Source organism: Rhizobium sp. CECT 9324 (genome assembly GCF_918741265.1).
Taxonomy (GTDB): domain Bacteria; phylum Pseudomonadota; class Alphaproteobacteria; order Rhizobiales; family Rhizobiaceae; genus Allorhizobium.
In genome coordinates this window covers 1,034,282-1,058,009 of sequence record NZ_CAKKMZ010000002.1, presented here as the reverse complement: position 1 = coordinate 1,058,009, position 23,728 = coordinate 1,034,282, and the positions used below count along the sequence as shown (strand labels likewise).

Below are 23,728 nucleotides of genomic sequence, written 5' to 3'. Positions count from 1 at the left end.
TTGCTGAGATCTTCAGACCCTCAATGCTTCGACAATAACTCTGAAGGCGGGCGAATTCTGCCGGCGGCTCGGATAATACAAATAATAGCCCGGGAACATCGGCGACCAGTCGTCGAGAACCTGGACAAGCTCTCCGGAAGATAGTTCATCTCCGACGAGGCTCTCCGGCACATAAGCGATCCCGTACCCGCTGACGGCCGCGTCGATCATTGCGTAGGATGTGTTGAAGGTGAGCTGACCATCGACCCGGACCCGGACCTCTCCACCTTCTTTCTCGAACTCCCACGCATATAACCCGCCTGCCCGGGCCTGCCGGTGGTTGATGCAGTCGTGAGCAACGAGGTCACGGGGTGTTTCTGGAGCGGCCCGCTTCTCAAGATAATCCGGAGAGGCGACTGCGACCAAGCGCCAATCGGGACCGATGCGAACGGCAATCATATCCTTGTCCAGGCTCTCACCAAGGCGCACGCCGGCGTCGAACTTCTCCTCGACGATATTCCTGAAGCCGTTATCGCTGTTCAGTTCCACCTTGATGTCCGGATACTGCTTGAGCACGGGCCGAAGCTTCGGCCAGACGACGCTCTCCAGGGCGTGATCCGACAAGGTGATGCGGACCGAGCCGGTCGGCTTATCCCTGATTTCCATCAGTTCGTCGATCTCGGTTTCGAGCTCCTCAATCCGTGGTGCCAGCGAGCGGATCAGCCGCTCCCCGGCTTCTGTTGGAACGACGCTTCTGGTGGTCCGTGTCAAAAGACGAAGTCCCATTCGGGCCTCAAGCTTCTTGATCGTGTGGCTGATTGTCGATTGCGATGTCCCGAGCTTGGCAGCCGCCTTTGTAAAACTCCGCTCTTCCGCAACCGCCAGAAACCAGAGCATGTCGTTGAGATCTTCGCGCTTCATCGCCGCCTCCTGCATCGTCCATTCATGTCATAGGCCGATAAGTCCAAGCGAATTGCAATGACTAATCATAGAACCGCACCCGGCATATATTGCCGCCATGACACAGCAAGCTCTCACACACACAGAATTTCTCGATGGCGAAGCCGGACCGAACGCGGTGGCGCCTGCCAACTCGGCTGTGCCGAAGGCCGCCTGGGGCGCTGTCGTTTCGATGGCCCTATGCGTCGCCGTGCTGATCGCATCGGAATTCATGCCGGTCAGCCTTCTGTCGCCAATCGCCTCTGAGCTGGGCGTTACCGAAGGTCATGCCGGCCAAGCGATCTCGATTTCGGGGATCTTTGCCGTCCTGACCAGTCTCTTCGTGGCCGGGCTGACGCGTCGATTGGACCGGCGAGTGGTTCTCGCGTCCTTCTCGCTGATCCTGGTGGTCTCAGGAACGATCGTCACCTTTGCCCCGAACTATCTCGTGCTGATGATAGGACGTGCCATGCTGGGGGTTGCCATCGGCGGCTTCTGGTCGATGTCGACCTCGATCGTCATGCGGCTGGTCCCTGAGGAGTCTGTCCCCAAGGGACTGGCCATGCTGAACGCGGGCAATGCCATTGCCGCGACGATCTCCGCGCCGCTTGGAAGCCTGCTAGGCAGCTATATCGGCTGGCGCGGGGCCTTCTTCGCGGTCGTACCGCTCGCCCTCGTCGCGCTCGTCTGGCAGTGGATCAGCCTGCCCTCGTTGCCACCGCAGCGCAACGAGGGATCATCCAATGTCTTCCGGCTGCTTGCCCGCACACAGGTCGCGATCGGCATGGCCTCGGTCATGCTGCTGTTCATGGGCCAGTTCGCGCTGTTCACCTATCTGCGGCCATTTCTGGAGACAGTAACGGCAGTGTCGATATCGACCCTGTCCCTCCTGCTGCTGCTGATGGGTCTTGCGGGTGTCGTCGGGACTTACTTCGTGAGCCATCTGCTTCTGAACCGGCTGTTTCCCATTCTCGTGGCCATCCCGCTATTGATGGCCCTAATCGCCTTGAGCCTGATTGCCGCTGGATCATCCACTACCTCCACTGCCGCCCTGCTGATCGGCTGGGGCCTGTTCGGCACGGCAGCTCCAGTCGGATGGGGCACGTGGCTAAGCCGCACCATGCCTGACGACGCAGAGGCCGGCGGCGGGTTGCAGGTCGCAACCATCCAGCTTGCCATCACCCTCGGCGCGTCAACGGGCGGCGTGCTGTTCGACGCCACTGGCTGGTGGTCAACCTTCTTGTTCGCCGCAGTCCTGCTTGCCGGGTCATCCCTGCTGGCCTTGGCGGCCTGGCGGTCAACGCGCCCCTGAACCAGCGGTCATCCATTCAAATTGCATTCCACTAAGGTACCACAACAGGAGATATCCCAATGACACACAACATCATCCCAGACGACGACACGCATGTCTCAAGCGCCGGTATCGACCGCCGCAACCTGCTCAAGATGACCGGCGCAGGCGTAGCCGCGCTCGGCGCCATGTCGATGTTCGATATCATGGAAGCAAGAGCGCAGGACTTGTCCAACGGCGCAGACAATTTTTACACCAGTGACAAGGTGACCCTGCACAAGGTCACGTTCAAAACCCAGTACCAGACGTCTGTCGCCGGCAACCTCTACCTCCCCAAAGGCCTCGACCGGGCGGCCAAAAGCCCTGCTCTTATCGTCGGTCACCCGATGGGAGCGGTCAAGGAACAGAGCGCAAACCTCTACGCCACGAAGATGGCCGAGCAAGGTTTTGTCGCCATGTCGATCGATCTCCCCTTCTGGGGGGAGAGCGAAGGCCAGTCGCGCAATCTCGTTTCACCGGAAGCCTATGCCGAAGCATTCAGTGCCGGCGTCGACTTCCTCGGATCGAGTGACTTCGTGGACCGCCAGAATATCGGCGCGCTCGGCGTCTGCGGTAGCGGCAGCTTCGTCATCAGCGCGGCCAAGATCGACCCGCGCATCAAGGCCGTTGCCACGGTCAGTATGTATGACATGGGTGCAGCCTTCCGCGATGCGCTTAACAAGTCGCAGACGGTCGAGCAGCGCAAGCAGTTCATCGCGACCGCAGCCGAACAGCGCTGGGCTGAATCGGATGGTGCAAATATCCAGTACATCGGCGGCACCACGCTTGAACTGACAGCTGATACAGATCCAATCCAGCGCGAATTCTACGACTTCTACCGCACGCCGCGTGGCCAATTCACGCCTGCTGGCGTGACCCGCGAAACGACGACGAAGCCGACGCTGAGCAGCAGCGTCAAGTTCATGAACTTCTATCCGTTCAACGACATCGAGACGATCTCGCCGCGGCCGATGCTGTTTATCTCGGGGGACCAGGCGCACTCGAAGGAATTCAGCCAGGACGCCTATAACCGCGCGTCCGAGCCGAAGGAACTCGTCTGGGTCAAGGGGGCTGGCCACGTCGATCTTTATGACCGCGTCGATCTCATCCCCTTCGACAAGCTGAAGGGCTTTTTCGATCAGCACCTCGCATAGAAATCGAGCAAGAAACGAGCCTCCTGAGGCTTCTGCTTCGTTGCCGCCACGCGGGCCTTCCCGTCTGCGTTGGGGCAATTCCAGATCCGCCCCGTTTTAGAGCGATAGACGGTTCGGCAGTTATTTTGACCGCACGACTTGAAGGATAAGTTACGAAACTGTTTCGCCGGTCTGCCTTGCTGGTTGGGCCGCTCGCTATTGTCCTGACGGGCTACTTCATTGTTGGCACCGAGGTGTCGCCAACCCCAGCGCTTGCAGCGTCCAACTCCGTGACGTTTCCGCCGCTGGAACAGCTCGAGCATTATACAACGGTTCGGCGAGGGATCACCCGCGAGCATATGCTGACAAATCCGGCGGCACTTTCAGCACTCAAAGCCGGGCAACCCGTCCCAACCGGCACCCATATGGTTCTCGTCGATTATCAGAGCGATGTTCTGACACGTTACCTCGTGGCCCAGAAGATCGGTGCCGGCGCGGATCAGTGGGAATACCAGTGGTTCTGGCCGGATCGCAGCGTTAAGGCCGACGAGAATGTCGCCCGTTGCTACTCCTGTCATCGCTCGAAACAGTCCGAGCAGTTCATGTTCACGATGAGCGGAGCGATGTCCGACGATGATCCGCTGTGACGGAGGTGAGAGCTCCGATGTTGCGGTCAGCCAGAGATCGATTGCTTCTTCCTGCCGCCATGGCGGCTCTACTGATATCGGCCCTCGCCTACTGGTGGCTCGACAACGGTCCGCATGAAATCTTCGGCACGTTGATGTTCGGCCTGCTTGGATGGCACTTGACCACGAACCGGCGCTGGTTCTTGAAGCTCCGCAGCGGCCGTTACGACGCGCGCCGATGGGTGGTCCTGGTGACGCATATATGGCTTGGGATAACTATGACGGTGCTGGCCATCACCAGCGTGCTGATCTCACGGTCGGTTCTCAGCTTCGCGCAGTTCACCAATAACGTGCGCGTCGTCGAACTTCACTGGTTCTCAGCATACTGGGTCGCCATTATTGTTGCCGTTCATGCTGGAACCCATTGGACCCGAGTCATGACGGTGACAGGAAACGTCTTGAGGCTTTCTCCATCGCCGATCAGGGCTGGCATATTGCGGCTGGCTGCCCTGTTGCTTCTGGGCCTTGGCACTTGGAGTTTTACGGTGCTGGGCGTGTCGACTAAGCTCATGTTCGGCTACAGCCTCGAGTTCTGGGATTTCACCTCTGCAGTCTCGCCCTTCTTCGCGCATTGGACAGTTGTGATGGCAGGGGTGGCAGTGTTTTCCCACTACGCCATGATCTGTCTGAGACAGGTCGACAAGGTGCGTATTCATAAAATTGAGGGTCAAACATGAGACAGATTTTTAGCGCAGGTTTTATCGCCGCAGCTTTCACGCTCAACTCTGGAGGATCCGCCTTGGCGCAGGACCGTATTCTGATTTCGTCCGACTGGGGCAATGTTTCCGCAGAATTGGCGGATAACGACGCCACTCGCGCGCTCGTTGCGATGCTGCCGTTGACGATCGAAATGGATGATCATCTTCGTCAGGAGAAGACGGGGAACCTGCCGGCCGCCTTGCCGGCTGCTCCCCGTCAGCGCGAATTTTCCGCCGGTACTTTGGGTTTGTGGAGCTCTGGAGATTTCGTCATCTACTATCGCGACGGGGGCGTGCCAGAGCCCGGTATCGTGATCCTGGGGCAGGTCCAAGGCGACGTTTCGGTGTTTGACCGACCCGGGAAGGTCACCGTCAAGATCGAAAAGGCTCAATGAGCCGGCGTGATGGGCATTTGGGACTGCAAACTACAAGTCTTGAAAGGATCTGAACCGGCGACCCACCGTTCGGAGAAGATTTTCAATGAGAATTCCACGCTGTCACCTCCGGCTTATCTTGGGTATCCAGGACCAAACATATCGCGTGGGAGGAGACTCGGCTTCCGCGAATTTCGTCCCCCTTTCTCGGGAAAATGTATCGCCGCGGCCCGCCGTCAAGCTGACCCCCATCGCGGTTAGTCAGCCTTGACCGGCCTGCCGTGAGGTCACGCAGCCGCCTCGGCCGTCCCCATCGATACATCCTCACCAACGGCATCGACCAGGAAATCCAGAACAGCGCGGACACGCAGCGGAAGATTGCGGCGCGAGGCATAGACAATGGTGATCGGCAACCGTACAGGCGGAAAGGCGGGCATCACTTTGACCAAGCGACCCGCAGCGATGTCTTCACGTGCAAGAATATGTGACAGCACCGCCAGTCCACCTCCGGAGAGCGCCGCGCGATGCACCGCCGCGGTATTGTTGAAGATCATCCTCGGGGCGACCTTGACCCTTTGAATGTCGGCGCCATTCAAAAAACTCCAGGACCGCCCCTCGCCTCCACGATTGTAGCAGATGCAATCGTGGTCGGGGATCTCAAGCAGATGGTTGGGCATACCCCGCCTCTGGATATAACTGGGTGCGGCAACAAGGAAGGCTGTTGTCCAGCCGATCCGGCGACAGATCAGACTGCTATCGGACACCTCACCGAGGCGGACTTCGAGATCGATCCCCTCGCCGACCAGGTCCGAAGACTGTTCGCGAAAGAGGACGTCAACGGACAGGCCAGGACAATCCTTCAAGAAGGCAGGAAGCCGGTCGCTGATGTAGAGGCCGAGCGCTGCCGGCAGACTAATCCTGACTTTTCCGGAAGCGATGGCGCCATCAGCCGAGGCGGTTTCGCCCAGCGCTTCCACAGCATCGATAACCTTCTGCGCCATCGAAATCATCTGCTCGCCCTCAACGGTGAGGGAAAGGGCGTTGGTCGAGCGGTGGAACAGCCGTGTGCTGTAGTGTTCCTCAAGCGACGAGACCTGCCGCGACACCGCCGGCTGGGTCAGACCGAGATCCAGCGCCGCAGCAGAAAACGACCCAGTCTCGGCCACACGCAAGAATGACCTTAGCGCTGAAACGACGTCCATCTTGCTCCCCCTCTGCCCATACCATTTGGAATAAGCGTTATGTCGAGAGCTTAGTCCGGTTTTGGTTGCCTGTCCAACAATTAAGGATATTGAATATCCATAAGGATATTTGGAGTCCTTAATAACGGAGAAAACCATGACACAGCGCCTCAACTACGCCGCCCAGTCCCCCGAATTTTTTAAGAAGGTGTCCGAGCTCAGCATGTCGCTGAAAGACAGCGTCATCGAGCAGTCGATCCGCGATCTCGTCAATATCCGTGCCTCGCAGATCAATGGTTGCGCCTTCTGCCTCGACATGCATGTGAAGGAAGCCAAGATCCACGGCGAGAGCGAACTTCGCCTCTATCACGTTTCGATCTGGCGGGAATCCAACCTGTTCGCTCCCCGCGAACGCGCAGCCCTTGCCTGGACGGAAGCCGTTACCGAACTGCCCGAAGGCGGCATTCCGGACGAGCTTTACGAGCGTGTCCGCGGCCAGCTCTCGGAGAAGGAAATCTCCGACCTCACCTTTTCGATCATGACCATCAACGCCTGGAACCGCGTCAGCATCGCCTTCAAGTCCGTGCCCGGCTCGGCAGACAAGCTCTACGGTCTCGACAAGGCCGGCCTCAGCTGAGGCCTGCCAGACATCTGCACCGTATCACCAACCACACGATGTCAGCGCGACTGACGGAGGAACGACCATGAAAATCGTCATCATCGGCGGAACCGGCCTGATCGGTTCGAAGACCACTGAACGCCTTCGGGCAAAAGGCATTGAAGTGATCGCAGCCTCTCCCAATACCGGCGTCAACACCATTACCGGCGAGGGGCTGGCCGAGGCGCTGGCGGGAACGGATGTGGTTCTCGATCTCGCCAACTCCCCGTCCTTCGAAGACAAGGCCGTGATGGAGTTCTTCGAGACCTCCGGCCGCAATCTGCTCGCTGCCGAAAAGGCGGCTGGCGTGAAGCACCACATCGCGCTCTCCGTCGTCGGAACGGACAAGCTCCAGGAAAGCGGATACTTCCGCGCCAAGCTGGCGCAGGAGAAGCTGATCCGCGAGGCCGGTATTCCCTACACGATCGTCCACTCAACCCAGTTCATGGAGTTCCTCGGCGGCATCGTGCAGTCCGCCCTGGTTGAAGGCAAGGTGCATCTGTCGCCGGCCTTCGTGCAACCCATCGCCTCCGACGATGTCGCGGATGCGATGGCTGACGTGGCGCTTGAACCCCCGGTCAACGGTTTGATCGAGATAGCCGGACCGGAGCGCTTCCCGCTGAACGAACTGGTCGCCCGCTATATGGAAGCGACGGGAGACACCCGACAGGTCGTTGCCGATCCGCAAGCCAAATACTTCGGCGCCCGCCTGGAAGAACGCACGCTCGTTTCCGACAACAATCCGCAGCTCGGCAAGATCGGTTTCGAACAGTGGTTTGCCACCGCTCCTCGCAAGTGAAATCCCCCTCCGCATCAATGAAGGAAGAACATCATGATCAGAAAAACAGTTGCAGGAATGGCGATTGCACTCCTTGCCTCGGGAGCCGCCATCGCGCATGACGCCTCCGGCGGCTCGGCATCCAAGGTCACGCTTGTCTATGAACACGAGCTGCCGAATGTGCCAGGCAAAAGCCTCAAGGGCGTCCTGGTAGAATACGGTCCGGGTGGTTATTCCGACGCGCATACGCACCCGGACAGCGCCTTCATCTACGCCACCGTGCTGGAGGGATCGATCCTCAGCCAGGTGAATGACGGTCCGGTCACGGAATACAAGGCTGGAGAACACTTCTCCGAACTGCCGGGCGACCGCCACGGTGTCAGCAAGAACGGCAGCGACACGAAGCCCGCCAAGCTTCTCGCCGTCTTCGTGGTCGATACCAGTCAAAAGGAACTGACCTACGCGATCAAGAAGTAGAGTTCTCGACAAGGACCGGATGCCGTCGCCGCATCCGGTCCCTTTTGCCCTTTAAGTCTGGAGTGACCTGCCATGGCCGTTGACCTGTCCGCACTGGCATTCGCAATCGTCGATATCGTGGGCGTGATCGGCATCCTCGTCTGGCATGTTCAGGGCAAGGATAGACCAACGGCGCGCCTCATTGTCCAGATCCTGTTCTTTGCAGCAATGACCGCGACATTCCTGTCGCAGGGTATCGTCCCGTTTCGCGTGACATCAGGTGAGCTTGAAGGGCTGACCGCCTATCTCGGGAAATCCGCGCGCGTTCTCTGGTGGGTCCACCTCGCCTGGGCAACGATCGGCTTCGTACGCCTCTACATTGCGCTCGACCGCCGGCCGCAGGAGGCGAGACTGATCCAGGATCTGATCGTCGCCGGCGTTTATCTGGGCGTTACGCTTTCCATCATCGGCTTCGTGTTCGGCGCACCGATCGGAACGCTCGTCGCCACCTCCGGCGTCGTGGCCATCATCCTCGGGCTTGCCCTCCAGAACACCTTGGGCGACCTGTTCTCTGGCGTGGCCCTCACACTTGGCCGCCCCTTCTCGATCGGCGACTGGATCCAGCTAGCCGACGGCACAGAAGGACGCGTCATCCAGAACAACTGGCGCTCGACGCAAATCTTGACGCCGGCACATAACGTTGTTGTTCTCCCAAACAGCGCGCTCGCCAAACTCAGTCTCACCAACCTGACGCGACCGGATGAATCGCACCTCGTCATATTGGCCATCCGCATTGCGGCCGACCGACAGCCATCCGCCATCGAAGCAATTTTGTTGTCTGCACTGGAAGATTGCCGGTTCATTGTTCAGGAGCCGAAGCCAATCGTGGCATTCAAGGGGATCGACGCGATCGCAATCGATGTCGAATTGCTGTTCCGCGTGACCAGCCCTGCGAACCGAGTGCCGGCGCGCAACGAGATCATCGATGTCGTCAGCCAACACTGCGCGACCCATGGTCTCGGCTTTGCAATGCCGGCCCACGCCTATCTCGTCGTCGCTGGTCAGAGTGACAAGACGGAGGAACCCGGATCGGTCCGCGCTCTACCCCGCGCGCTTTAGCACCCAATCGAACGTTCCCGCCCAGATGCCCGGATCGATTTCCTGCTCCAGCGTTTTCCCGAGGTCTGCAAACGTAGCCTTCCGGAGCGCCGTCCGCCACGCTTCGTCGGCCTCCCACATGATCCGCGCAATCGCACACGAACCACTCTCACAATAGTCCTTGGGCCGGCAGGGATTGTTGGCACGGATGTTCTGGCAGACGAAGGTCCGGCCACTCCCCTCCACTGCTTCGACGACATCAAGAAAGGTCAGCTCCGCCGGTGCCTTTGCAAGTCGATAGCCGCCCGAAGGGCCAAGCGTGGTATTGACGAGGCCCGCCTGCGACAGGCTCTGCAGTGCCTTTGACAGATATTCCTTCGGAAGCCCGTGCAGTTCTGCCAGCGCCTTGGTCGACAAATAGCGCCCGTCAGGCAGGCCGGCGAGAATGGCGCAACAGTGGAGTGCCCATTCGACTTGGCTTTTGAGGATCATGCGATGGGGACCTTGGATTGCAATTAAGGATATATGATATCCCTATTTTGAATCGCTGTAAATACAGGCGATTGCTGGATGGACCATTTGGCCTGGCATGCCAAATGTCCATCATACGGCTATCGATCGATTTCGGTCCGATGCATCGCACCGATCCGTGCCGGAACGGTACGCGAGTTTATTGGTGAAATGGTGCGGCAGAATTGATTGATGGCATCTTCGAATAGCTGACAATCTTTCGGAGATACGGCCATCCCCAGGGGAATGGCCGTAAGTTGCGTGCTCAGCCCGGACGACCACCCAGCGACAAGCCGGTCAACTGCTCCGAAACCAGCCAGAGCCGTTCAGCTGCCTGTGGATCCATCGCCCAAGGCGCCACACCTTTGGTGCCGTCCGTGTCCGCCTGCGGCAGGGCGACCTCGCAATCTTCGCAATATACACCGCCGAGCCCGTCGAGTTCGGGCCGCGTTGCTGCCCAGACGCTCGTTGCTGCGCCTTGTTCCGGCGTCTTGAGGTCGCGCGAGGGATCGACCCGGCGATTGCCATTCTCTTCATAGACATCAAAAGAGTTGATCTCGTCTTCGCTGAGATGGCGGGCGAGATCGGTCAGGATAACGCCAGGGTGCAGTGAGAATGCCCGCACGCCACGCCATGCTCCACGCCGATCGAGCCCCAGCGCAAACAGAGCATTCGCCGTCTTCGCCTGGCCATAGGCCTGCCACTTGTCATAGGGGCGCGTCTTGAAATCAATGTCGTCGAAGTCAACAGGCCCGATTTGATGACCGCGCGACGATACAGAGATCACCCGCGCGCCGTCTGCCTTGACAAGTGCTGGCCACAGACCTGCAACCAGCCGGAAATGGCCGAGATGATTGGTGGCAAACTGGCTCTCGTGCCCAGCCTCATCACGGGCAAACGGCGTTGCCATGATGCCGGCGCTGTTGACCAGGATTGATATCGGCATGCCCGCCGCAACGATCCTGTCAGCAAAGGCGGCAACCGATGAGGGATCCGCAAGATCCATCGCTTCGATAACAACATTGCCGATACCCGCAAGTGTACATTCGGCCTTTTCGCGATTGCGGGCCGGTACGATGACACGAGCGCCGGCACCTGCGAGCGCCCGCGTCGTTTCGACGCCGAGACCGGAATAGCCGCCGGTGACAATCGCCGTCTTGCCGGAAAGATCGATGCCCTCGGTGACCTCGCGCGCCGTGCTGTATGCGCTGAAACGAGATCCAATAGGTTTTTGTTCGGACATGTCGTTGCTCCTTCATTTATGGCTCTGGTGTCCGTCCCTTATATTGGATAGGTTCTCGGAGCCCCCAGCCTGCAGGATCCGGATTTCTGTCGTGATCGTCCAAAACATCCAAGATCCTCTGTCCGACGTGCTCAGCGCTATCGATGCGCGGGCGCTGTTCTCCGTGCGATTTGCCGCCGGAGGCTCGTGGTCTGTTGCTTTTCCACCACCGGGTTACCTCAAATTCAATGCGATCCGCGAAGGCGGTGCCTGGCTGATCTCGGAGGGAGACGCACCGTTGCGCATTGAAGCCGGCGATTGTCTGGTGGTCAGCGGCAAGGCGTTTATGCTTTGCAGCGATCCCAACGTGAAGCCGATAGCGGCGGCAGAGGTGTTCGCCGGGGGCAGTCTCGATGTCTCAGTGGGCGATGGTCGGGATTTCGTTCTGCTCGGCGGCAGCGTTAACCTCGACACCATCGACGGATCACTCCTCACCGACGCCCTCCCGCCTGTCGTAGTGATCGACCGAGAAGAGGCCGGACCGATTGGCTGGCTGCTCGAACAGTTGGACATGGAGTGGAACAGCGCAGCACCTGGTGCTCGCATCGCCTGCAACGACCTGCTAAGGCTGGTGTTTATCCATGTCCTGCGTGCCTATATGGCGCGCCAGATATCACAGCATCCCGGCTGGCTCGCCGGCCTTGCGGATGCCCGCCTGGCGCCGGCACTGCGGGCAATACACGCCGATCCGTCGCACCGCTGGACGGTTGAGGCACTCGCGTCTCTTGCTGGCCAGTCCCGCTCCGGATTTGCCGAGAAATTTCGCGCCACTGTCGGAGCATCACCAATCGACTATATCGCGGGCTGGCGGATGCGGCTTGCAGCCGCTCGCCTGCGGCGTGGCAACGAGCCGCTGCCACGGATTGCTCAGTCGCTCGGCTATGCGTCCGATAGCGCTTTTGCCGCCAGCTTCCGCCGCGCCCTTGGCCAATCACCCGCGCGCTACCGTGCCCTGTATCGCGACAAAAAGCAGAGTGAGGTTGTCAGGTCGTGACTGCTGTCCTGCCAATTGTCCGATCGAGTGCGCCGGGAAATACAACGGCTAAACAAGTCGCCATTTTCTGTAACCGCCTCCGGTCGGCCCCCGGCAGCATCATATCGCTCTTGAACGGATTCGAACCTGAGGCAAACCCAATCCGACTGCTGCATCCGAAGCGCGCTAAATTGAACTGATAGCCCAATCTTCATGCCCGTGGCGAATTCGTATCACAAAAATTGTCTCATCGTCTTCGATCCGATAAACGATTAAATGCGCTTTGAATGGATGAATTCTCACGGGCGGATCAATCTCATCCCGCTCCCGCGCCATGCGTGGGTTGACAAATATCAGATCAAGCAACGCGAAAAGTTCATCGTGATAGCGCTTTGCCTGGCCCGCTCCGAACATTTGGACGCCTTGCTCGGCGATCGCAATAATGTCCTCTTCCGCTTCGACAGAAAGCTTAAAACTCATGACTTGCTGGCACGAGCCACCGCCTCAGCAAAGAGCTCATCCTTTGATCGGACGCCAACACCACTTTCGAGCCCGGCATCCACGAAGCTCTGCATTGCGGCGATCTTGTCGTTTCGGGTCTGGTCGCGCCGGATCAGGTCGCGCACGTAGTCGCTGGCATTTGAATATCGCCCGGTCCTGGCTTGGGCCTCCACCCAATCTTTCATCGAATCTGGAAGAGATACATTCATCGTGGCCATTGATAACCTCCATTTGAAGGCACCATATACGATTTTGGCAAAGTTTGTCAAAGGTTCGAATGCCTTGAGCGGAATCGAACGGGTGTTGCAAAAACCGCCCCTACCACCGCCCTTGAAATCAGTTCGCACTTTCAGTTATTGCAGTTATAGGTCCTGCTCGCTGTATTGGCGGCTAAGGAGATATCGTCATGGCCAGCCAGATTGTTCATTTCGCCAGACTGTCAGATCGCGATCAAAAAACAGCAACGCCCTTGCCAAAGCTGGTTGCAGGCGACAGGCTGGAACTCCACGTGCGTGATGCAGGCGGCAAGGAGCGGACGCTCCCGATCCCGCCGTCGGCTGCCGCGGCTGTTGAAGCCCTTCTGGCGCACATGCTGCGCGAAGAGCGCGTTGCCGTACTGGCCGAGGACCAAGAAGTGTGCCCGAGCGAAGCTTCCGCCATTCTCGGCATCTCTCGTCCCCTCGTCGTCTTGCGCATGGACCGGGGCGATCTGCCGTTTCGCTACGTCGGCAAACACCGCCGTGCCCTGCTGAAGGATGTGCTCACGTTGAAGTCTAAGCTCGGCAAACGACAGACGGCGATGGAAGCGCTAGCCGAGGACACAGAGGACCTGATCGAGACCTATGGCCTCTCATCCGCCTGTCGCGGTCTACGACGCCTGCGTCCTCTACCCCTCCCATCTGCGAAACATCCTGATCCAGTGCGCCTTCGACGGTCTCGTCGAGGCGCGCTGGACCGACGATATACATGATGAGTGGATACGCAATCTCGCCGCTAACACACCAGGTTTGTCCATCGACCGTCTGGAAGCCACGCGCGACCGGATGAACGCGGTCCTCCCAGAGGCAGTCGTGGCGGACTATCGCCCGTTGATGCACGAGCTCACGCTACCGGATCTGACGATCGACATGTCCTTGCAGCGGCCATCGCAGGGAAGGCCTCCGAGATCGTTACTTGGAACGTCAAAGACTTTCCCGCGAAAAACCTCCTCCCCCACGGTGTGACCAGCAAGTCGCCAGATGATTTCCTCACCGATCTCCACGCGGCGTTTCCTGATGCACTAATCTCCAGTGTCAGAAGTGCGAGGCATAATCTGCGCAAGACAATCCCATCGGGTGAGGCGTTCGTCGGAACTGCTATTGCTGCCCGATCTGACGGCGCGGTTGCGGGATATCGCGCCGGGCATCCGTATTCTCGCCCGCGGTGGTGATGCGCACGAGGTCGACGCGATGCTGGATGCGGGCGTCATCGATCTTTCCGTGGGGTGCAGTTACCTGCCGGATTCACGGCACCATAGCGAGCCGCTCTATCAGTCCAGCGTATTGTGCTGTTTCAATCCGCAGTTACTGAAACTCCCCAATCCGGTGGATCTTGATGCCTATATGGCCGCACAACATGCGGTGATCTCGCAGACGGACAGCCTGAAGGGCTGCGTCAAGGATGCGCTGGAGCATGCAGGTGCAGAACTGGAAGTCGTGGCGGCAGCTCCCGATTTCATGTCGATATTGGCCACCGCGCGTTCATCTGCGGTGATTGCCACCGTATCTTCGCGCATTGCGCTTCGTTATGGCCCGCTGTTGGGGCTTGAGGTCAGTCCGGTGCCATTGGCGCTTTCTTCTCCCCCGTGGCAATGGTCTGGCCGCTTCAGATGGACAGCGATCTTGGCTGCGTATGGTTGCGGCAGCAAATCCGTGAGGCGATGCTGAGGACGAACGAAAGCAACGTCGCGGATATTGCAGCCTGATGTCTCGTAAGTGATCCGTGTGTGTTCCGGGGCCTCGCCTTGAACTGATTCGAACCGTCGACCACGTGCCGTGGACTCGCTAAGCGTTTGGAAACCGCTCACTCACACGCGGGGATGTCGGTCATGATCACCAAGCCTCGCAGCAAGGACCTCCGCTCTCGCTGACGCCGCCCTCACTTGGTTTCGCTGGCTAACCAGCAATGATCCGCATCTAATGGATAGTTAACCGAACGGCAGTACAGCTGAAGTCGCCAGGTTGCTGAGAAATCAGCGCGGGAACGGAGAGGAAGGTGCGGCGGATACCTATGGCTTGTATTCGCACACCGCTTTCAAAAGCGAGATTGTCTTCGCTTGTGCAATTTTCGAAATATCTGCATATCCTTCTCTGTACTGAAGCTTCCCCATAACCGTACTAGCGAGGCCTGCGTTCATTCTCTCGGCGACTGCCAATGCAGCAGCGGCCTTGTTTTTGAACGGCAAGAGAGCTTCGACAACGTATCCATCGCCGAGTGCCTTGGCAATGCACGCGATATCGAACATGTCGCGTGGTTGAAGAGAGGCACCCCGGTAATGAACCTTCTTCGCCATGATCTCGCCCGGTGTCTCAAGGTCAACTTCGATCCCTCGCACCGTGACACGGGACGTAGGCTCGTCGGTCAGGCTTGGAGCGCAAATGTAGTGGATTTCACCAATGCCCGCGAACACGATCTTGAGCGCATGCGTCCCATCCGACACAGACTGGTCGAAGAGACTTTCCCATTGGCTCATCAGGACAGCCCTTAGGCGGCTAGAGCGAGCGGGTATCCGGCTAGCTGCGAGAATTTCTTAGCAATCTCGGATGCGGCCCCGTGGTCAATTTCCATCTCATCCAGAAACTGGTGCTGGAGCTCGGCTTTCACTTCGGAATAGAATGAGAATGCGGAAGCATCGAAATTCTCAACGCTCGCGAAATCGGAAATCTTCGAAGCGAGTTGCTCAGCCGAAAGGTTCGTCCCGTAGGGGGCGTTCACCGTCGACAGTACCTTAAACGCAACGCTAGACATCGTCATCACCACCAGTTTTCAATAAGCTATGTAATACATATCCGTCAAAAACGCAAGAAACACCGCAGATGCAGGCATTCAACGGCAATTGCACAAATGGGAAATGATGTCGCAACGAGCAAGCGCTAGTCGCGAGGTAATCAGCGACGCTGAAACGCTGCCGGCCGATTATAACATCCATGATCGCAATAAAATCCCGTAAGCCTCAGAATATTCGACAGCCGAAAGTAATCCGGCATGAAGGCTGCGCCTTGATGAAATCGAATGCGCCACGGCTCAACATATCCTGGCGTGCGGCGCGAGCTACCGTCCTGACGATCGTGCTCCCTCCATGTTCATTCGGACAATGTTCAAAGCCGCAAACGCTGTGCGGAAGAATACAAGAACTCGGCTGCTCTTGATGCAGGCCTGATCTCCTCGGCGCAAGCGGTCGAGCACTATGAGATCGCGCGCTACGGTACATTGATCGCCTGGGCAAAGCAGTTAGGGCTCAAGGACGTAATCCCTCTCCTTCAGGCAAACCTTGCCGAAGAGGAAGCGACGGACCAGAAGTTGACGCAATTGGCTGAAGCCTCGGCAAACCCCAAAGGCAAAAAAGCCGCCTGATCATTTCAGCGTCTCCTGAGACGCTGCCATTAGGGCGGCCTTTTCTCTGTTTGCCTACCCCATCATGAGGAGAGACCGATGGTCAAAACATCAACCGCGTCAAAAGCAGCTTCGTCGAAGATGCCTGTATCCAAAAATCTATCCGCCCCGACCCAAAACTCGGCCAACGCCGTAATGATCCATGACCAGCAGCTCCGGTCCGGACCTCAGACGCTCCAAGGGTCCAAAAGGACTACTCCTGTTCCCTGGAAATCCTGAATGTTCCGCGTCACCACCGCTAGCCCGTGGACAAGCGCCGTGGCGGCAATGATTGCATCAGCTTCATTACGGCGATCTGGTATGTGCAAATGGGCGCAACGAGTAGCAACCGCATCATCGATTACAATGGTGCGCTCAGCAAACTCCGGGCGAACCCGGCCATCCATCCAGGCGCGCAAACGAGAGCCCTGCGCAATGTCGCGGCGCTGAATGCTAAGTATCCCGCGCTCAAGCTCTAAAATTGTTATCGCAGAAATGTACAGATCACGGGCATCCTGCGCACCTATCCAAGCCGTTACATTCGGATCGGCTTTACCGTCGCCGACCTTTCGAAGTTCGGAGACAACGTTTGTATCGAGCAAATATTTCAAGACAGATCAACTTCGCGGGCTTCTATAGTCGATCGAGGAGGATCGAAATCGATGGCCGACAAACCCGGCATCGATAGCGCATCGACAAGATTATGACGTTTGCCTGTTAGACGCTCAAACTCACCGTAAGTCATCAACACGTGCGATGGCCTGCCCCGATCAGTAATGACGACAGGTCCAGCCTCAGCAGCCTTCTTTGCTCTGCCAACATCGTGGTTCAATTCGCGGCTGGTCAAACTGATGGTACCCATACGAGCCTCCATGTAGGAACATACCTACATGTATGACACCCGTCCTCAATACGCAATGCTCTCGTGGGAAATTGGGTCCTTGGTCAGGTTTTTAAGCTCTTGAAAGGAATCGAACAGCCGTTCGCCTAGATAATGACTATGGTGGTGTTCATTGGAGTGGTAGCGAATTATTTCTGCAATGACAGTGAGTACCGAGTATGCCGACGTTCACCCGTACGCGTCAGTGCACCGATCTCCACGAGTTGCTGAAGGTCGCGTGTTGCTGTAGCGCGGGATGTATCTGTGATCGAGATATAGTTTTCGGCACTTAGACCTCCCTTGAAGCCAGCCGTGCCTTCCTTGAAGATGCGCGCGACTACCTTTTCTTGCCGCTCGTTCAGCTTGTCCCGAAAACGATCATAGAACTTTGCTTTCTGGATGAAGAAATCTACGCGCTCTAGCGTCGCCTGTTGAGCATCCAGGATAGTTTCTGAAAAGAAAATGACCCAGTCGGTGATATCAAGCGTGCGCTGGTGCCGCTCAAGCTCTGAGTAATAGGCCTTCCGGCGCTTCTCGATTGTGAAGGCGAGTGAAATGAGGCTTGGCTGCCCTATGTTTTGCGCCAGGGATTTCTCGGCGAGCGCGCGTCCAATTCGGCCGTTGCCATCCTCAAATGGATGTATGCTTTCAAAGTAAAGGTGTCCTACTGCGGCGCGCGTCAAAGCTTGAAGCGACGTTTGACCATCTGGCCCGGATTGATTGAACCATGTGCTGAAGGTCTCGATCTCAGCGGCAACCTGGCGAGATGGGGGAGCCTCGAAGTGGATAGTGGGTTTGTCCAATCGACCCGATACAATCTGCATGGCGTCTTCATGCGTGCGGTAAGCACCAACCGTTTCAATATATCGGTTTCCGGCCATCAGCATTGAATGCCAGTGGAACAGTCCCTCATGACACAGCGGCCTATGCCAACTTCGATAGACATCCGCCATCATCTCGGCGATCCCCCGCTCTTGGGGGCGGATCTGTCTATCATCAGTGTTTAGCCCGAACTGCCGGCGGAGTGATGACTGGACACTCACGCGGTCCAGAAATTCCCCCTCAATCTCTGAGGTCTTGACCGCTTCGTCGCTCAGCAACTCAATGCGAAGTTGGTTGCTGTCGTCATCGTTGAAATGTCGAACAGCACCGATAACCTCGCCGGCGGACTGCAAGAATTTCTGCTCCAACGATATCAGGCTTGCGGTGTCGTATCTGAAGTTTGGCCAGCCAGTGTTTTGCCAGTTCCATTTCATGAGTTATAGAATCCCTCTCTATAGCTCATAATTATTGCTGAAAATGAGCTATTGCAAGCCCGTCTATTGCTCAGCACCACAATCTGCAGCTCTCCATTCCAGAAGCAGCGATCGACAGCTAACCTCTTGCCCTAAACATATTTTGTTAATGGGCGCCCCCTATTTCCGCTCGCCCTCGGCACTGGTGCCGAGCGAAAAGGAATAAGCATGACCAAACACGACCTTTCATCACGACATTTTCAGCGAAAAATTTCGAAATTCTGCGAGCTTCGTATCGCTCCAGTCGTATCCAGGCGGGTGTTCGAAAACATACGGCCCTATCTGGCCAGTTAGATCATCTACCGCAAATCGCCCCCGCTTCTGAATGGCCATATCGACTGGAAGATGATCGGTCAGGCCGGTGGGATCGAAGCCGAGTTAACGGCAGAACTCAAAAAGCAGGTCCGGCCAGGCTTGGATGCAATCATCCGCTGGCTCGGCGCACCACCAGCTACCGAAGAACGACGACCACCAAAGCCGACAGTTAGCACGGGTAAAATGACGCCCGCCAAGAAGGCAGCTTCCGCACGCTCCGCCCGACAGCCACAACGCGCGGCGATCGCTGGCACCTTTGTCCGGTCTGCGTCAACATCGCCCGGCCCAGCACCAAAACCGATAAGCCCTTTCCCAGAAGCACTATTTGAAGCGACAGAGGACCCGGCGAGTTTTCAGGATGCATTGGTCTACCATATGCGTCGGTTCGGCGACACCTATTGGCAGCTTTACCGCGCCGTTGTTCATCTGAATGAGACCTTCGACAACAAGACGCTGCTATCCTGGATCCACGGAGAGCGCGTGCCCCGATCTGTTGCCAGTTTCAACATCCTCCGCCGCATCGAGCGACGCTATCGACTTTCAGAGGGATATTTCAAAGAGAAACTGCCGCATCAGGCACGCTCGCTGTATGGTCACGATCTCGGTGACATCAGCCCAGCTGAGCGTCGACGGATTTCACTGCACCTGCCCGAAGACTTCAACAGCCTGCCCTTTACCAAGCGCGAGGAGATCCTCGATTGGGTGCGCCGGGTGATCATTTCCGGCTCTACGGAATATCGCCGCTATCAGGCGGCGGCCAGCAAGCAGCGATATGCCATCCGATTTCCCGGCGTCACCTATGCAGCAGTTTTCTTTCCTCTCGGTCATTGGCATCGGCGGCCGGCACCAGTCAAAACGTTGCCGCAGAACTTGATGACCCTGATCTGCTCTCCGGCATTGTCGACGCACCGCCGAGACTTGCCATGGAAATGGCTGATCTCATCCGCTTCAAGACTTCGACGCTGACGGCGATTGGGTTCCAACGGAACGGCGTCTGGGGTGAAGAAACGGCCTCCCAGAAGATTGAGCACCTCGGCTTGATGTTTGGTGCGCTTGCTGCCTAGCCAAACGGTGTCGTGAAGGGTTTCGGTGTGCCAGTCAGCCAGTTAAGCTTCGGCCTTCTCGTCTTCCCTGGCGTTTGGGACTGGTATCTGCAGTGGCGGGAACAGCGACGTGGCTTCTACACCAAGTGGGAAGAAGACATGCTGATGGTCGCCCAAGCCCTATCTCGCGCGGACGTCGGCTGGATCCGGCAGCATCCGGAGCTGCTTCGGAATCTCAGGCCCATTGCGGGCTTGATTGAGCAGGAAGAAATCGATTTCGCGGCTCGCGATTGGCATGGCGCCTGTGATGCGTTTCACCGACATGCCGCTAACCGTTCCAAGGAGATCCAGCGAGTGATGCGCGTGCATCGCGATCCATTTGAACCGATCATGTGTGTACTTGAAGCGGACAGCCCGCGAGCGGAATATCGAAAGATCACGGACGAGATCGTGAGACACATGCCGGATGAGAAGAGATATCCACGACCGGCCGCCGAAGCCGTTAGATCATTCCTATTGCTTCGGTTGGGCCTGCACCTTGGGCTCAGACAGAAGAACCTTCGCCAACTTCGTGTCTGCCCCCGTGGACACTATGGAAATAGCCCGCCTGCCCGACGAGAACCAATCAGGCTCCCTAAGTCCTGATAACCTCGGAAGCGCTGATCCCCTCAAGCGCCACCCCGTATCCAACGCCCGCGTCGATGGTGCGGCGGAGCTTCTGTGTGGCGCGTGGATCAAAGAGGTAGCCGCCGCCTCGGGCGGCCATGATCGACCGACATCGGCATTACACTTTATGCGTCGGCCAGATCGGCAAGGTGCGCGGCGAGGCCGGTCTGGCCTGGCGCAACGTGGTCGGCCATGGTGTGGCGATCGGGGAAGTCGCCGCCGTTTTGCGACCGGAAGGGAATTGGCGTGTCGGCGAATAGCCCGGCGAGGCGCACACGCCATGCTGCCTTAATCGCCTGCACTTCCTCCGCCGTGGAAACGTGACCCGCGCCATAGACCGCGTGCGTCGGGAGCACGTCCATACCGGGGTAAAACAGCGCGCCATGAGTCAGCGGGAACAGCAGTTGCTCGATCGGCCCGTTGATACCCCGCGGGCCATAGTCGGCCGATGGGCCGCCTGCCTGCACGTTGACCAGCGCTCGTTTGCCCTTGAGAATGCCTTCGCCAAAGCGGAACTCGTTGGAGCCATTCTGATAGCCGTAGGCAAAGCCGAAGGCATAGACCCGCTCGATCCAGCCCTTCAGGATCGCGGGCACGCCGTACCACCACAGCGGGAATTGCAGGATCACAGCATCGGCCGCGAGCAGCTTCTGCTGCTCAGCGATCACGTCGGGCGTCTGATGTCCGCTTCCGTAAGCATGGCCTGACTCCATGATGAACGACAGCCGTTCAGGGTTGTCGCGCACTGGAAAGTCATCGGCGTCGTACACCGCCTTCCACTTCATGCCGTAGAGGTCGGAATGGATCACGGTGTGTCCCGCTGCCGACAACGTCTCAGCGGTCACGTCGACCATCTGCCGCGTCAGCGAAGTGGGTTCAGGGTGTGCGTAAACAATGAGAACTTTCATGATAATCTCTTCTTGATAGTTGGGGGGTTGTCAGTATTCGACGACGATCTTGCCGAAGTGGCCGCCAGTCTCCTGGAGCCGGAAGGCGTCGGCGAGTTCGGCGAGCGGAAAGGAGCGGTCGATCACTGGGTGGCTGTGGACCGCGTCGATACCGCGGATCAGGTCCAATTGGTGCCGGCGACTGCCGACGATCAGGCCTTGGAGCCGTTGCTGCCGCGCCATGAGCATGGCTGTTGGCACATCGCCCGCCCTCCCGGTCAGCACGCCGATCAAAGAGATGTGTCCGCCGACGCGTGCGGCCTTAATCGACTGCGTCAGGGTGCCTGGGCCGCCTACCTCCACGACATGGTCCACCCCCGTGCCGCCTGTCAGGTCGCGCACCCGGTCGCCCCAGTTCTCGTCCTCGCGATAGTTGATGACGTGCGCAGCGCCCATCGTGCGAAGCCGCTCCAGCTTCTCGTCGGAGGAGGAAGTCGCGATGACCGTGGCTCCCATGGCCCGCGCGATCTGCAACGCGAAGATCGACACGCCGCCCGTGCCGAGGATCAACACGCTGTCGCCGGCCTTGAGGCCGCCGTTGACCACTAAGGCTCGCCAGGCGGTCACGCCGGCCGTGGTCAGGGTCGCTGCCGCGGCGTGGCTCCAGCCGGCCGGCGCGTGCGTGAATGAGGTGGCCGGCGCCACCACGACTTCCCGGGCGTAGCCGTCGATCCCGTCGCCCGGCGTGGTGGCGAAGTCGGCGAGGGCGGCCTCGCCGTCCAACCATGTCGGAAAGAAGGTGGATACGACATGGTCACCGGGCTTGAACTCCGTGACCTTGGAACCGACCGCCTCCACCACCCCGGCGCCATCCGCCATCGGGATACGTCCATCGGCGGCCGGCTGCCGTCCTGTCACCACGCCTCGGTCGTGGAAGTTCAAGGAGGTGGCATGCACACGCACGCGGATGGCGTCCGGTCCGGGTTCGCCGGGGTCGGGGAGATCCACCAGAATCAGGCCGTCGAGCCCCTGCTGCGGATAAGCCTTGATAGCTTTCATAGGCGAACTGGTATCCGTGTCGTCGATTGTGGCACCGCAGGATCTGACCTGCTCCTAGCTTAAGTAGCCCAACCACCTTGAGTATTGAAATCGAACGTTTTACGTGTTGTTATCGACACGATGGATACCAGGAACCTCGATCTCGGACTTCTCGTGACGCTTGAGACCCTGCTTACTGAGCGCAACGTCACACGCGCCGCGAGCCGGCTGAACCTCAGCCAGCCTGCTTTGTCGGCACGGCTGGCAAGACTCCGCGATGCATTCGGTGATCCGCTCCTGATCCCGGGCCAGCGCGGGATGGTTCTGACCCAGCGGGCACTCGAGCTGATGGAGCCACTGCACGAGGCACTGGAGGGTGTTCGTCGCGTCGTTGAGCAAGGAGCGCCGATCAATCCGGAGACCTTGCGCGCAACCGTGGCGATCGCGGCGAGCGACTACGTCCAGTATGCGCTGCTGGCGCGCTACTCGGTTGTTTTGCGGGCTGAGGCGCCGATGGTTCGCGTCGCCTGGCGGACGCTCGATGTGATGGCACTCACGACACAGTTGGAGCGTGGCGAGGTGGATCTGGCCTTGGCAAGGCCCGAAGAAGCGCCGGCGGCGATGCGCCAGCGCCGGCTATACGAGGAGGAGTATGTGGTCGTCGCGCGACAGGGGCATCCGGCCCTGCACGGCGTCCTTGATCTGGACTTGTTCTGCGCGCTGGACCACGTCGTCGTTTCAAAACTGGGCGGGGGCTTTGCCGGACCTACCGATGCGGCGCTTGAGGCGATCGGCCGCCGTCGTACCGTTGCCTTGTCCACGTCGGGCTTCCTGATCGTGCCGGAGATCGTGTCACGATCCGATATGATCGCGGTGATTCCACGTCGGATCGCAGACGGTTGGTCAGACCGGGTGCAGGTGCTAGAACCGCCGCTCCACATACCCGGCTTTGCCATCGCCAGTATCTGGCACGACCGGACCACCAACCATCCAGCACAAAGCTGGCTGCGTGACCGGCTCGCTGCACTGGTATGACGCTCTCCTCAACTTGTAAGCGACTAGGCCCTTTACCAAAACGCGATCCCAATGGACGGGATTGCAAAGCCTTGGGGTGTCACTCCCCTTCCAACCGCACCCAGCCACCAGCGGCCCATCTTTCAACTGCCCCGTCCGATTTCCTGACACCGACAAAGTCAATCTTTACGTCACCCGATCCAGGGCGGCGACTGGCAGGAATGATGTGCGGAAAGCAAATGTCCGGAAACCGTTGTGTTTTCGACCGCTCTCACTCGCCTTGAAGAGACCTGAACCAGCGACCCGCTGTTAAGCAGCCACATCTAAATCAATTTTCCCAATTGCGGCAGCTACTTGCTCTTCAGAATCGCGGGCAGTTGGGCC

The 23,728-nt window shown here is 58.5% G+C and carries 25 protein-coding genes and 3 pseudogenes; 15 read left to right on the top strand and 13 right to left on the bottom strand.

Features of this window, described 5'->3' with window-relative positions; genetic code table 11:
- Positions 1–12: 12 nt before the first annotated feature.
- Entirely contained in the window at positions 13–900 is an 888-nt protein-coding gene (locus tag LQ231_RS24670) for a LysR family transcriptional regulator (RefSeq protein WP_230174693.1), read from the bottom strand.
- Positions 901–1,111: 211 nt separating this feature from the next.
- On the opposite strand from LQ231_RS24670, the gene LQ231_RS24665 reads away from it, so the two are divergent.
- The 5 genes from LQ231_RS24665 to LQ231_RS24645 all read left to right on the top strand — a co-directional run bounded on the left by LQ231_RS24665 (position 1,112) and on the right by LQ231_RS24645 (position 5,160).
- Complete coding sequence (locus LQ231_RS24665) at positions 1,112–2,230, top strand: MFS transporter (RefSeq protein WP_230175057.1); 1,119 nt, start codon at positions 1,112–1,114, stop codon at positions 2,228–2,230.
- A gap of 59 nt (positions 2,231–2,289) precedes the next feature.
- Positions 2,290–3,402, top strand: a complete 1,113-nt coding sequence (locus tag LQ231_RS24660) for an alpha/beta hydrolase (RefSeq protein WP_230174692.1) — start codon at positions 2,290–2,292, stop codon at positions 3,400–3,402.
- Between the two features lie 176 nt (positions 3,403–3,578).
- Complete coding sequence (locus LQ231_RS24655; RefSeq protein ID WP_230174691.1) at positions 3,579–4,028, top strand: cytochrome P460 family protein; 450 nt, start codon at positions 3,579–3,581, stop codon at positions 4,026–4,028.
- 41 nt (positions 4,029–4,069) lie between these two features.
- Positions 4,070–4,744 (top strand): hypothetical protein, encoded by a 675-nt coding sequence (locus LQ231_RS24650; RefSeq protein WP_230174690.1) that lies wholly within the window; start codon positions 4,070–4,072, stop codon positions 4,742–4,744.
- 62 nt (positions 4,745–4,806) lie between these two features.
- On the top strand, positions 4,807–5,160 hold the full coding sequence (locus LQ231_RS24645) for a cyclophilin-like fold protein (protein ID WP_230174689.1): 354 nt from the start codon (positions 4,807–4,809) through the stop codon (positions 5,158–5,160).
- Between the two features lie 266 nt (positions 5,161–5,426).
- Here the strand turns inward: LQ231_RS24645 and LQ231_RS24640 are convergent, their stop codons facing one another.
- Positions 5,427–6,341 carry a LysR family transcriptional regulator gene (locus LQ231_RS24640; protein WP_230174687.1) on the bottom strand — a complete coding sequence of 305 codons (915 nt, stop codon included), beginning with the start codon at positions 6,339–6,341 and terminating at the stop codon, positions 5,427–5,429.
- 136 nt (positions 6,342–6,477) lie between these two features.
- Here LQ231_RS24640 and LQ231_RS24635 point away from each other — a divergent pair, with 136 nt between their 5' ends.
- The 4 genes from LQ231_RS24635 (at position 6,478) to LQ231_RS24620 (ending at position 9,331) form a co-directional block, all read left to right on the top strand.
- Positions 6,478–6,957 (top strand): carboxymuconolactone decarboxylase family protein, encoded by a 480-nt coding sequence (locus LQ231_RS24635; RefSeq protein WP_230174685.1) that lies wholly within the window; start codon positions 6,478–6,480, stop codon positions 6,955–6,957.
- A 67-nt stretch (positions 6,958–7,024) separates the two neighbouring features.
- The gene (locus tag LQ231_RS24630) at positions 7,025–7,777 is read left to right on the top strand and encodes an SDR family oxidoreductase (RefSeq protein ID WP_230174683.1); all 753 of its coding nucleotides are present in this window, start codon (positions 7,025–7,027) and stop codon (positions 7,775–7,777) included.
- 33 nt (positions 7,778–7,810) lie between these two features.
- Entirely contained in the window at positions 7,811–8,233 is a 423-nt protein-coding gene (locus LQ231_RS24625; RefSeq protein WP_230174682.1) for a cupin domain-containing protein, read from the top strand.
- 72 nt (positions 8,234–8,305) lie between these two features.
- The gene (locus LQ231_RS24620; protein WP_230174681.1) at positions 8,306–9,331 is read left to right on the top strand and encodes a mechanosensitive ion channel family protein; all 1,026 of its coding nucleotides are present in this window, start codon (positions 8,306–8,308) and stop codon (positions 9,329–9,331) included.
- Here the strand turns inward: LQ231_RS24620 and LQ231_RS24615 are convergent.
- A complete protein-coding gene (locus LQ231_RS24615; RefSeq protein ID WP_230174680.1) occupies positions 9,314–9,802 on the bottom strand; it encodes an Rrf2 family transcriptional regulator in 489 nt (162 codons plus the stop codon). The two genes, LQ231_RS24620 and LQ231_RS24615, sit on opposite strands and share 18 nt — an antisense overlap.
- A gap of 283 nt (positions 9,803–10,085) precedes the next feature.
- The gene (locus LQ231_RS24610) at positions 10,086–11,063 is read right to left on the bottom strand and encodes an oxidoreductase (protein WP_230174679.1); all 978 of its coding nucleotides are present in this window, start codon (positions 11,061–11,063) and stop codon (positions 10,086–10,088) included.
- 91 nt (positions 11,064–11,154) lie between these two features.
- Between LQ231_RS24610 and LQ231_RS24605 the strand changes: the two genes are divergently transcribed.
- Complete coding sequence (locus tag LQ231_RS24605) at positions 11,155–12,096, top strand: AraC family transcriptional regulator (RefSeq protein ID WP_230174678.1); 942 nt, start codon at positions 11,155–11,157, stop codon at positions 12,094–12,096.
- A gap of 165 nt (positions 12,097–12,261) precedes the next feature.
- Here the strand turns inward: LQ231_RS24605 and LQ231_RS24600 are convergent, their stop codons facing one another.
- Both LQ231_RS24600 and LQ231_RS24595 read right to left on the bottom strand, forming a co-directional pair.
- Positions 12,262–12,555, bottom strand: a complete 294-nt coding sequence (locus LQ231_RS24600; RefSeq protein ID WP_230174677.1) for a type II toxin-antitoxin system RelE/ParE family toxin — start codon at positions 12,553–12,555, stop codon at positions 12,262–12,264.
- Positions 12,552–12,794 (bottom strand): type II toxin-antitoxin system ParD family antitoxin, encoded by a 243-nt coding sequence (locus LQ231_RS24595; protein ID WP_230174675.1) that lies wholly within the window; start codon positions 12,792–12,794, stop codon positions 12,552–12,554. Before LQ231_RS24595 ends, LQ231_RS24600 begins: the two co-directional genes overlap by 4 nt.
- Positions 12,795–12,982: 188 nt before the next feature.
- Between LQ231_RS24595 and LQ231_RS24590 the strand changes: the two genes are divergently transcribed.
- Positions 12,983–13,546: a DNA-binding protein gene (locus LQ231_RS24590; protein ID WP_230174673.1), complete on the top strand. Its 564-nt coding sequence runs from the start codon at positions 12,983–12,985 to the stop codon at positions 13,544–13,546.
- Between the two features lie 349 nt (positions 13,547–13,895).
- Positions 13,896–14,539 (top strand): annotated as a pseudogene (locus tag LQ231_RS24585) (LysR substrate-binding domain-containing protein); the annotation flags it as partial.
- Between the two features lie 303 nt (positions 14,540–14,842).
- Here the strand turns inward: LQ231_RS24585 and LQ231_RS24580 are convergent.
- Together LQ231_RS24580 and LQ231_RS24575 are read right to left on the bottom strand one after the other, a co-directional pair.
- Positions 14,843–15,307 (bottom strand): hypothetical protein, encoded by a 465-nt coding sequence (locus tag LQ231_RS24580; protein ID WP_230174671.1) that lies wholly within the window; start codon positions 15,305–15,307, stop codon positions 14,843–14,845.
- A gap of 11 nt (positions 15,308–15,318) precedes the next feature.
- Positions 15,319–15,582 (bottom strand): hypothetical protein, encoded by a 264-nt coding sequence (locus LQ231_RS24575; protein ID WP_029620523.1) that lies wholly within the window; start codon positions 15,580–15,582, stop codon positions 15,319–15,321.
- A 372-nt stretch (positions 15,583–15,954) separates the two neighbouring features.
- On the opposite strand from LQ231_RS24575, the pseudogene LQ231_RS24570 reads away from it, so the two are divergent.
- Positions 15,955–16,188 (top strand): annotated as a pseudogene (locus LQ231_RS24570) (DUF892 family protein); the annotation flags it as partial.
- A 206-nt stretch (positions 16,189–16,394) separates the two neighbouring features.
- Here LQ231_RS24570 and LQ231_RS24565 read toward each other — a convergent pair.
- The 3 genes from LQ231_RS24565 to LQ231_RS24555 form a co-directional block, all read right to left on the bottom strand.
- Complete coding sequence (locus LQ231_RS24565; protein WP_230174669.1) at positions 16,395–16,817, bottom strand: type II toxin-antitoxin system VapC family toxin; 423 nt, start codon at positions 16,815–16,817, stop codon at positions 16,395–16,397.
- Positions 16,814–17,068 (bottom strand): type II toxin-antitoxin system Phd/YefM family antitoxin, encoded by a 255-nt coding sequence (locus LQ231_RS24560; protein ID WP_230174667.1) that lies wholly within the window; start codon positions 17,066–17,068, stop codon positions 16,814–16,816. Before LQ231_RS24560 ends, LQ231_RS24565 begins: the two co-directional genes overlap by 4 nt.
- 167 nt (positions 17,069–17,235) lie before the next feature.
- Positions 17,236–18,342, bottom strand: a complete 1,107-nt coding sequence (locus tag LQ231_RS24555; protein WP_230174665.1) for a Fic family protein — start codon at positions 18,340–18,342, stop codon at positions 17,236–17,238.
- A 384-nt stretch (positions 18,343–18,726) separates the two neighbouring features.
- Between LQ231_RS24555 and LQ231_RS24550 the strand changes: the two are divergent.
- Positions 18,727–20,333: pseudogene (locus tag LQ231_RS24550) on the top strand (hypothetical protein); the annotation flags it as partial.
- Between the two features lie 197 nt (positions 20,334–20,530).
- Here LQ231_RS24550 and LQ231_RS24545 read toward each other — a convergent pair.
- On the bottom strand, positions 20,531–21,313 hold the full coding sequence (locus LQ231_RS24545) for an NAD(P)H-dependent oxidoreductase (RefSeq protein ID WP_230174664.1): 783 nt from the start codon (positions 21,311–21,313) through the stop codon (positions 20,531–20,533).
- 30 nt (positions 21,314–21,343) lie between these two features.
- A complete protein-coding gene (locus tag LQ231_RS24540) occupies positions 21,344–22,351 on the bottom strand; it encodes an NAD(P)-dependent alcohol dehydrogenase (RefSeq protein ID WP_230174662.1) in 1,008 nt (335 codons plus the stop codon).
- A gap of 120 nt (positions 22,352–22,471) precedes the next feature.
- Here LQ231_RS24540 and LQ231_RS24535 point away from each other — a divergent pair, with 120 nt between their 5' ends.
- Positions 22,472–23,365 (top strand): LysR family transcriptional regulator, encoded by an 894-nt coding sequence (locus LQ231_RS24535; protein ID WP_230174660.1) that lies wholly within the window; start codon positions 22,472–22,474, stop codon positions 23,363–23,365.
- The last annotated feature ends 363 nt before the right edge of the window (positions 23,366–23,728 follow it).

Bases quoted from the DNA above. Each gene is read 5' to 3' on its own strand.
- LQ231_RS24670 (WP_230174693.1), bottom strand. From the start codon at position 900: ATGAAGCGCGAAGATCTCAACGACATGCTCTGGTTTCTGGCGGTTGCG.
- LQ231_RS24665 (WP_230175057.1), top strand. From the start codon at position 1,112: ATGGCCCTATGCGTCGCCGTGCTGATCGCATCGGAATTCATGCCGGTC.
- LQ231_RS24660 (WP_230174692.1), top strand. From the start codon at position 2,290: ATGACACACAACATCATCCCAGACGACGACACGCATGTCTCAAGCGCC.
- LQ231_RS24640 (WP_230174687.1), bottom strand. From the start codon at position 6,341: ATGGACGTCGTTTCAGCGCTAAGGTCATTCTTGCGTGTGGCCGAGACT.
- LQ231_RS24635 (WP_230174685.1), top strand. From the start codon at position 6,478: ATGACACAGCGCCTCAACTACGCCGCCCAGTCCCCCGAATTTTTTAAG.
- LQ231_RS24630 (WP_230174683.1), top strand. From the start codon at position 7,025: ATGAAAATCGTCATCATCGGCGGAACCGGCCTGATCGGTTCGAAGACC.
- LQ231_RS24625 (WP_230174682.1), top strand. From the start codon at position 7,811: ATGATCAGAAAAACAGTTGCAGGAATGGCGATTGCACTCCTTGCCTCG.
- LQ231_RS24620 (WP_230174681.1), top strand. From the start codon at position 8,306: ATGGCCGTTGACCTGTCCGCACTGGCATTCGCAATCGTCGATATCGTG.
- LQ231_RS24615 (WP_230174680.1), bottom strand. From the start codon at position 9,802: ATGATCCTCAAAAGCCAAGTCGAATGGGCACTCCACTGTTGCGCCATT.
- LQ231_RS24610 (WP_230174679.1), bottom strand. From the start codon at position 11,063: ATGTCCGAACAAAAACCTATTGGATCTCGTTTCAGCGCATACAGCACG.
- LQ231_RS24600 (WP_230174677.1), bottom strand. From the start codon at position 12,555: ATGAGTTTTAAGCTTTCTGTCGAAGCGGAAGAGGACATTATTGCGATC.
- LQ231_RS24595 (WP_230174675.1), bottom strand. From the start codon at position 12,794: ATGGCCACGATGAATGTATCTCTTCCAGATTCGATGAAAGATTGGGTG.
- LQ231_RS24590 (WP_230174673.1), top strand. From the start codon at position 12,983: ATGGCCAGCCAGATTGTTCATTTCGCCAGACTGTCAGATCGCGATCAA.
- LQ231_RS24580 (WP_230174671.1), bottom strand. From the start codon at position 15,307: ATGAGCCAATGGGAAAGTCTCTTCGACCAGTCTGTGTCGGATGGGACG.
- LQ231_RS24575 (WP_029620523.1), bottom strand. From the start codon at position 15,582: ATGTCTAGCGTTGCGTTTAAGGTACTGTCGACGGTGAACGCCCCCTAC.
- LQ231_RS24560 (WP_230174667.1), bottom strand. From the start codon at position 17,068: ATGGGTACCATCAGTTTGACCAGCCGCGAATTGAACCACGATGTTGGC.
- LQ231_RS24555 (WP_230174665.1), bottom strand. From the start codon at position 18,342: ATGAAATGGAACTGGCAAAACACTGGCTGGCCAAACTTCAGATACGAC.
- LQ231_RS24545 (WP_230174664.1), bottom strand. From the start codon at position 21,313: ATGAAAGTTCTCATTGTTTACGCACACCCTGAACCCACTTCGCTGACG.
- LQ231_RS24540 (WP_230174662.1), bottom strand. From the start codon at position 22,351: ATGAAAGCTATCAAGGCTTATCCGCAGCAGGGGCTCGACGGCCTGATT.
- LQ231_RS24535 (WP_230174660.1), top strand. From the start codon at position 22,472: ATGGATACCAGGAACCTCGATCTCGGACTTCTCGTGACGCTTGAGACC.